Source organism: Deltaproteobacteria bacterium (genome assembly GCA_019309045.1).
Taxonomy (GTDB): domain Bacteria; phylum Desulfobacterota; class Syntrophobacteria; order BM002; family BM002; genus JAFDGZ01.
In genome coordinates, this window is record JAFDGZ010000023.1 from 46,556 (window position 1) to 54,594 (window position 8,039).

The following is an 8,039-nucleotide window of genomic DNA, read 5'->3' on the forward strand; positions in this document are numbered from 1 at the left end:
CCTCGCTTCAAGTTACGAGATCCAGATTTATGTCACGAAGATCATCAGAGATCTCCGGATTCTTACAAATCAGATCAGCTTTCTCCAAGAGTCTACCAACCTGGTTTTTAACCTCTTTTATCCTTAGTTCGTAGACCTTTTCACGGCACTTTGTATACAGGTCGAGTGAAAGCAATCCCACCTCATCAATACTCCGGTCAAAATCGGAAAGATCGGTGCCATATCGTTCTTCTTGGCCCTCTTTGCTCAATTCCGCCCTTACCACATCTTTGAGAGCAAATATGAAGCCGAGCGCCTCAGAAGGAGAAAACTCTTGCACCGCCCTGATTCTTATGACTTTGTCCAGAAATGGAGAAAACTCCTCAGCTTCAGAACCCGAGGCAAGCTGATCAAGGAGCCCTTCCATGCCTGTGATAATCTCGTGCGCCACGGGATTGGCAAAGCGGTTCTTTTGCCTCTTCAGAAATCTTCTCGTATCTTCCGGGTAGGTCTGCAAGATGATGTCAAACCACCTGTCTAAAATGGCGGCTCTTTTTTGCTCGAGAAAATCCGTCAAGTTCATATCAAGGCTCACCCACAGACAGGAACAAATTTACTGGCAATCCATGCAGTACGGCACGCTCGCTTGCCCAAGCCTAGCCATTTGTGATGGTGGTACCCTAGTTGCGTGTAACTCATTTACTCCTCCCGTGGGAAGAGCCTTATATTCTGTATAGTTGTAATCGGTATTTTCGAATTTCTCTTGAACCCGTCATCTCTGACAGGCCAAGAGGACTCAGCCAACAGCAAGCCACTTTGTGAAAGTTATTTCTAGGATGTGCACTTTAGGGAAAAATTCCCGACATGTCAAGGAAAATTTTCGCGGAGTTGAACCATTTTTTGCCATTAAACGTACAGGTGTCCGCCCACACGGGTCAAGTCTACCAGCAAAGCAACGCCTACCTATATGGCCTGAAACTGAACTATAAGACGCCGATTTCTAGGACCATCAAATTCACAGAAAAATATTTTTTGCCAGGTTCCTAGCAGAAGACGTCCTCCCTTGACCAGAACAGTTTCGGAGGCCCCCACCAGGGTCGCCTTTACGTGGGCGGGTGAATTGCCCTCCATGTGTTTATAAGGAGCTTCCCAGGGCACCATTTTGTTGAGAACCATCAAAATGTCAGCCTTGACCGCGGGATCCGCCCCCTCATTTATGGTAATGGCCGCAGTGGTGTGTGGCACGTAGAGGGTGAGTATGCCTTCTTGCATATCAGTCCCCGCCAGCTCGCCTGTCACCTGGCTGGTTACATCTATCATCTCGGTGCGGGTCGAACTCTTTACCTGGATGGTCTTGATCATGGCAGCCTCCGAACTTCTATTGCTGGGCATCTGCCTCGCCATACGAAGCCGTTTTCCCGGTTGGGGGCGCTAACCTCTGAGCACAGAGGGAAAACCTTCGCTCTTTCTGTTATCTTCCCGGGATGATCAAACCTGAATCAGTGGTGCGCTCGGCGCCCTCTTTTTGTGCTTCAAAATCCTGGATTACGTCGGCGCCTATGGAACGCCTGACAAGGCCCAGCAGGAAAGTATTCTCTGTCAGCAGGCTTACCTCTGCTTGCAGGTCAACAGCCACGGCAAGCGCCCGCTTTGCCTCTTCTTTACTTTCCTCCAGACAGAGAAGCAAACTGCACTCCTCCATTATCCTGCGGTATCGCCGGCGAACTTTTTCCGAGAAGATTTCTGCGGTGGCCTCCCTTATGATCTGCTCCATTCTGTCCAGCTGCATCGCTTCAGAAATGACCAGGCGACTCTCAGTTAACTCCTTCATCTTTTGCACAAAAGGTTGCACCGTTTCGGGAGGCAGCCGCCATGAATCCAGCACCGGCAATTCGAGCAAACTGTCTGAAGACCTCAACAACATGAGATTTCCTGCCACCTCCTCGGTCTTCACGAGTTCATAGACGTATGGCTGGGTTGCAGCCGCAGCCCAGGAAGAAAGATACTTTGTCAGCAGCGCGGACTCATTGGGTAGAGGCAGATGCTGCTCCTGATGGATTTTTGTCATTTCCTCAAAGAGATAGCGCAGGTGAGCCATGGGTATTTCTATTAGTTTGCTCGGCCCCCTTTCCTCCATCTCCTTGAGAAGACTGCGCAATTCCTTGTGGCTCGTCTTGAGCACACTGAAGTCTTCAAAGCCCCTGTCTGGATCCATCACAGCCAGGGTGAGAAAAAAGCCGCCCTCAGGATCAGGAAGCTTCACCACCACGGCCTGGCTACCGAGGGCCTCTGGCATCGCTGCCCACGCCTGCGGCTGCCGCTCAGCAGGTCTGGGCACCAGCACCCGGGGTTCGGCAGTCTCTTCTTCAGCCAGCAAACCCTGGCGGCGCAGGCGAAAAAGCGCGGCTTTAACCGCTCGCCTGAGCGGCTTGTCAGCGGGGATCTCCTGTAATGCTTGCAGGGCGGCAACCGCAGCTGGGTTTGCCAGCTTGCCCAGAGCATCCACCAGTGCATGAAAGAGGGCGGGAGAAGAAGAGAGCAGCGGTTTGACACTTTCCAGGAACTGCGTAAAACTGGCTCCCTCGGGGTCCTGGGCGGCTATGCGATCCAGCAGCATTTGCAACTGGAGTTGATCTTCCTCTGACAATGGCTGCTGTGCTCGTCTTTTTCTTTCTTTGTGGCGGCGTCTTTTTTTTGTCATGGAATTTCCCGAGTCTAATTATTGTCTCTGGACAGGCCGCAACCTTCAGGTTGCGCCTGCGGCCATTATGGGAGCATGGCGCAATTTCTTTTGGGAATGGATATCAACAATGGGCAACGCAGGCTAAAGCCTGCGGCTACCAGCTTGTTGCCCTGCAGCCAACCTCCTGCACCATCTGTTGACCAATATTGGTTATCAAGGTGCACTTTCATTTTGCCATCAACCGTTAGCCTATAAAAGTAATGGATACTTCGAGATCAAGTCAATGAGAAAACTGGGCCTCAATTCTTTGTGCACTCTCCGGTAAATCTCAAACAAGAAAAGCCCCTGGTAAGGCATTGACCAGGGGCTTATTATCTACGCTCAAGCGAGCATCATTCTTCCGTGTCAGTTACTCCCTCGATCACCAGCGAGTCGGCCACCAGTTCCCAGAGATACTTCACCTCCACGTTCATCATGTCATACTCTTTGCGCAGACTCTTCATGATCTGATCGCGGCAGTTGTGGCAGGGTGCTATAAGAAGTTCTGCTCCGGTGTCTTTGATCTGTCTAGCCTTTACCCTGCCGTAATAGATGCGCTCCTCCGCATAGGGCGAAGCCCAGGCGCCGCCGCCGGCACCGCAACAATGATTGTTGGCTCGGTTGGGATACATATCGACAAAATTATCCACGCACTGCTGGGTGATCCAGCGCGGTTCCTCATAGTAGCCATGGCCAAAGACCATCTCCGACTTCCGGCCGTAGTTGCAGGGGTCATGAAAGGTGGTAAGTTCCGGGTGTTTGGACTTATCCACCTTGATGCGCCCGGTTTCGAGGTATTCCTTCAACAAATCGTGGACGCTCATGTACTTGACTTCACCGGGAAACCACAGTTCGAGACCAACACGGGTCGCGAAGTAGGCATGGCCTCACTCCGGCAAGAGCAGATACTCGCATTCCAGCTCTTTATAATTCTCCACAATCCTCCGGACAATCTCCTTCATGGCCTCGTCGTCGCCGGTGAAAAGGCCCCAGTTGACCCCTTCCCAGTTCTCCGAGGGGACGGTCCAGGATTCCTTGGCAGCGTAAAAGATCTTCCACCAAAAGAACATATCTTCGGGTTCACCAAAAGGCTCCTTGGAGTTTATGGTCAGCATGATCCTGGCGCCCTTCTTGTCTACAGGCACCTCGAAACCTGGCAGTTCCTCAGCCAACTCCGCCGCTAGATCCTCCAGCAGAAACAGATAATCTTCCTTGGGGATGCCCACGTTGTTGCCCGACTTTAGGCACTGGGCCACTCCCTTGTGTAAAACTCCGGGCACCTCCTCCCGCGGTCGCAGCCAGCGTGCGCTGCGAATCATCCGGACCAGGTCGATGTGCATCGGACAACCGTGCTCGCAACGGCCGCATAGAGTGCAAACCCAGGGAAATTTTGAGTCGATGAGCTCCTGTTCCAGGCCCAGGAGAACCGCGCGTACCGCCTTGCGCATGTCCCAACCGTCCACTCCGGTCACTGGGCAGCCACCAGCACAGGTACCACAGGTAAGGCAGAGGTCGAGAATCCCCGGTCCAGTTGTGACTTCCTCCTTCATGAAATGGTCACGCAGCGTAAACGGCCTGCCCTCAAGCTTCAACGGTTCCATGAATAGCTCTCCTCTAGTGATGGTTGTACTCTTGATCTCTGGCTTTTTGGGAAGTGACAAAATCTGGAGTAACTGCAAATAAATTCACAAACAACAAAATTATATTAAGGTCTTTCCCCAAAGTCAAACTATTTTAGCGATGCCACACCCTGGCAAGGCAATGTCCCGGGTCAATTATGGACCATCAGATCTTGATATTTGCTACCAACTCTTTCACCGCGGCTACCGACCTGTCGAACGCTGCCTTTTCTTCTGGAGTGAGCTCGATCTCGATCACCTTTTCCACTCCGGCACCACCTAGCATGACCGGCACTCCGACAAAATAGCCGCCCACACCATATTCCTTGTCGCAATATGCAGCACACGGCAGAATCCGCTTCTGATCCTTGAGAATGGATTCTGCCATCTGCACAGCAGAGGCTGAAGGGGCAAAAAAGGCGCTGCCAGTTTTCAGCAGGCTGACGATCTCTCCGCCTCCCTTACGAGTCCGCTCCACCAAAGCATCTATGCGATCCTTGGGCATCAGGTCAGGGATTGGTATGCCGGAAACAGTGGTATAGCGGGGCAGCGGCACCATGGAATCTCCGTGGCCACCCAGAACAAATGCCTGGATGTCTTTCACCGACACGCCGAGTTCCATGGCAATAAAGGCGCGAAAACGAGCCGAATCCAGGACTCCGGCCATGCCCATGACCCTGTTGGTGGGAAAACCGCTCACCTTGTGAGCCACATACACCATGGCGTCGAGGGGGTTCGACACCACAATGAGAAAAGAGTCGGGCGAATATTTGGCCACCTGTTCAGTAACCGCCTTCACAATACCCGTGTTGGTGCTGATGAGATCGTCGCGGCTCATTCCTGGTTTGCGGGGAATGCCGGCAGTGATTATCACCACATCCGAGTCCGCAGTGTCTGCATAATCGTTGGTTCCCACAACCCGGACATCAAAGCCTTCTACTGGGGCAGCCTCTTGTAAATCAAGGCCTTTGCCCTGGGGCATCCCTTCTATGATATCCACCAGAACCACATCTGCCAGCTCTTTGGCTGCCGCCCAGTGGGCCGCAGTCGCACCTACAAAGCCAGCACCTACTACTGTGATTTTGTTTCTTTTCATCGCCATGGCAAGCTACCTCCGAAATCTGGCAAGGGCAAGGGTCTGTAAAAATCTGTAAAAAAAAGGACAAGCTGCATCTGAACTGTGCGGCACGATTTGCTCTCACCCTAGAGCAAAGGTAAAACAAAGTCAACAAGGGTTGTGACAGAGAGAATCTCAGATTATTGTTATGCTCTCCGCTGGAAAGTTCAGCCAGACCTTCTCCCCCACACGCATGGGGGAGAAGTCTTGTTTGGGGATGAGCACACTGATGGGAAGGCCCACATCGACCAGGGCCCGCACCATTGTCTTTTGTTCTGTCAACTGCAGCAATCTGCCGGCAAAGGTGTTTTCAGGTGGAAGACAAGCCGCATCACCTTCCACCCGAAGCAGCCTTGGATTGATGGCTAGCCGCACCATCCCCGGGGAGCCTTCCCGCAGTCTCAAGTGCAGACCACTTTGTATGGCACAACAAAGGCTGCCATCCTGGCGACGCTCGACATGGCCGCTAAAAATATTTTCATAAGGGAACGGCGCCCGTTTGCCCTCAAAGAGAAAGACGATTTCCTGAGCCAATCTGGAAACCTGACTCATGTCATGGCTGCTGAAGATCACGGAGATCCCCTGACTGCGGCTGATGTGCTCTATTATGTTTTCGATGACATTCTGGTGCTCCACGTCAACACTGGCTGTAGGTTCATCGAAGAGTATCACCTCGGGGGAGCATGCCAGCGCTCTCGCTATGGCCACCCTTTGCGTTTCACCCCCGGAGAGCCTGGATGCCTCAGCGTTTCTGAATTCCCACATGCCCACCAGTTCGAGATATTCTCTGACTGTGCTGTGGCGAGATTTTTTTGGCTGTTGCCGGATCTTCAAGGGATACTCCACATTGCTCCAGACGGTTCCCGTGAACATGATGGGCTGCTGCTGGACGAGCACCACCCGACGACGCAGTTTCTGCAAATTGTTTCTATTGAAGAGAACCCTTTTCCCTTGAAAGCGAATTTCACCGACAGTGGGCTGAGAGAGAAATGCCAGCACTTCCAGCAAAGTGGTCTTGCCCGCGCCATTGGGTCCCAGGAGCCCTATGGTTCTGCCCGCCTCCAGCGACAACTCACGGAGGTCCAGAACCGCACGATCGCCATACACCTTTTTCACTTCAAACAGTTCGTAGAGCACCGCTCTTGTTCAAGCCTCCGATGTTTCGGTTCTGCCCTGTACGTAGTTGAAAAGAAGGTTCACCGCGAAACTCACCGAGAGCAAGACCATTCCGAGAGCCAGACTCAGAACAAATTCTCCCTTGTCGTACTCCAGAGCCATTGCGGTAGTCATGGTTCGCGTGAATCCCCGGGCATTTCCACCCAGCATCATACTGATCCCCACCTCGGCAATAACCCGGCCAAAGGCAGCAATAACCGCTGCCACGATGCCAAAACGTGCTTCCCGCACAATAATCAGAGCTGTCTGCAGAGGAGAAGCTCCGAGAGTCATGGCGGTCTGTTTGTAGCGTTCATCGATTCTGCTGATGGCAGAGATGGTAAACACGGTTACTATTGGCAGGATGAGAATCACCTGCCCAAGAATGATTGCCTTCTGGGTGTAGAGTAGATTGAGAGCCCCCAGAACTCCTCGTCTCGAAATGAAGCTGTAAACAAGCAGGCCCACCACCACTGTTGGCAGAGCCAGCAAAGTATTGAGAATAGTGATCAGCAGCCGCTTGCCCCGGAAATCCTGGCAGGCGATGAAAAAGCCTGCCGGGATGCCAGCAACACTGGCAATCAGGGTGGAACTGAGGCTCACTTTCAACGACACCGAGACGATGTTGACGAGCTCAGGATCGAGCGAGCCCACCAGAAGAATTGCTGAAAAGATGCTGTCAGCGAGGAAGCCCATGATCTCTTACTCCGGCTTTTTCATCTTCGTCGACATGTGCAAGCTCGGCTACGGCTACGGCTACGATGCGCGTTTCGGCTTCCGGCAACGTTGTTCGGCTCTTCCTTCGTTGCTGTGACCCGCTCACTTTCGCGGCAAACGGCCAGGGTTAGGATGCCCGTTTCGGTGCTCGGCCACGGCCCCCGGCAAATCTTCATACGCAACATTGCTCAATGGAAACACCCTCCTGATGGTGATGGCGGGAATGACTGCGCAGCAAAGAACATTCGGAGCCACCGACAACTCATTTCTAGGAGCTCGGCTACGGCTACGGTTACGATGCCCGTTTCGGCTTCCGGCAACGTTGTTCGGCTCTTCCTTCGTTGTTGTGACCCGCTCACTTTCGCGGCAAGATGCCCCTCCCACATTTATCGGTTACGGCCAGGGCTAGGATGCCCGTTTCGGTTCTCGGCCACGGCCCCCGGCAAATCTTCATACGCAACATTGCTCAATGGAAACACCCTCCTGATGTGATGGCAGGAATGACTGCGCAGCAAAGAACATTCGGAGCCACCGGCAACTCATTTCTAGGAGCTCGGCTACGGCCAGGGCTACGATGCCCGTTTCGGTTCTCGGCCACGGCTTGCGGCTCTTCCTTCGTTGCTGGGACCCGTTCACTTTCGCTGCAACATCCCCCTCCCACGTTTATCGGTTACGGCCAGGCCTGCGAGGCGCACTGAATCAATGGGTACCAGCCAATAAGCAGTAGGCA

The 8,039-nt window shown here is 53.0% G+C and carries 7 protein-coding genes; all 7 read right to left on the reverse strand.

All coding sequences use genetic code 11. The annotated features are described in order from the left end of the window. Positions 1–7: 7 nt before the first annotated feature. Entirely contained in the window at positions 8–562 is a 555-nt protein-coding gene (locus JRI89_07210; protein MBW2071030.1) for an RsbRD N-terminal domain-containing protein, read from the reverse strand. A gap of 380 nt (positions 563–942) precedes the next feature. After that, positions 943–1,341: a YjbQ family protein gene (locus JRI89_07215; protein ID MBW2071031.1), complete on the reverse strand. Its 399-nt coding sequence runs from the start codon at positions 1,339–1,341 to the stop codon at positions 943–945. 109 nt (positions 1,342–1,450) lie between these two features. After that, positions 1,451–2,680, reverse strand: a complete 1,230-nt coding sequence (locus JRI89_07220; GenBank protein ID MBW2071032.1) for a hypothetical protein — start codon at positions 2,678–2,680, stop codon at positions 1,451–1,453. 374 nt (positions 2,681–3,054) lie between these two features. After that, a complete protein-coding gene (locus tag JRI89_07225) occupies positions 3,055–4,251 on the reverse strand; it encodes a (Fe-S)-binding protein (GenBank protein MBW2071033.1) in 1,197 nt (398 codons plus the stop codon). A 235-nt stretch (positions 4,252–4,486) separates the two neighbouring features. Further along, entirely contained in the window at positions 4,487–5,416 is a 930-nt protein-coding gene (mdh, locus tag JRI89_07230; protein ID MBW2071034.1) for a malate dehydrogenase, read from the reverse strand. A gap of 156 nt (positions 5,417–5,572) precedes the next feature. After that, positions 5,573–6,574 carry an ATP-binding cassette domain-containing protein gene (locus tag JRI89_07235; GenBank protein ID MBW2071035.1) on the reverse strand — a complete coding sequence of 334 codons (1,002 nt, stop codon included), beginning with the start codon at positions 6,572–6,574 and terminating at the stop codon, positions 5,573–5,575. A 9-nt stretch (positions 6,575–6,583) separates the two neighbouring features. Then, on the reverse strand, positions 6,584–7,288 hold the full coding sequence (locus JRI89_07240) for an ABC transporter permease (protein ID MBW2071036.1): 705 nt from the start codon (positions 7,286–7,288) through the stop codon (positions 6,584–6,586). Between the last annotated feature and the right edge of the window lie 751 nt (positions 7,289–8,039).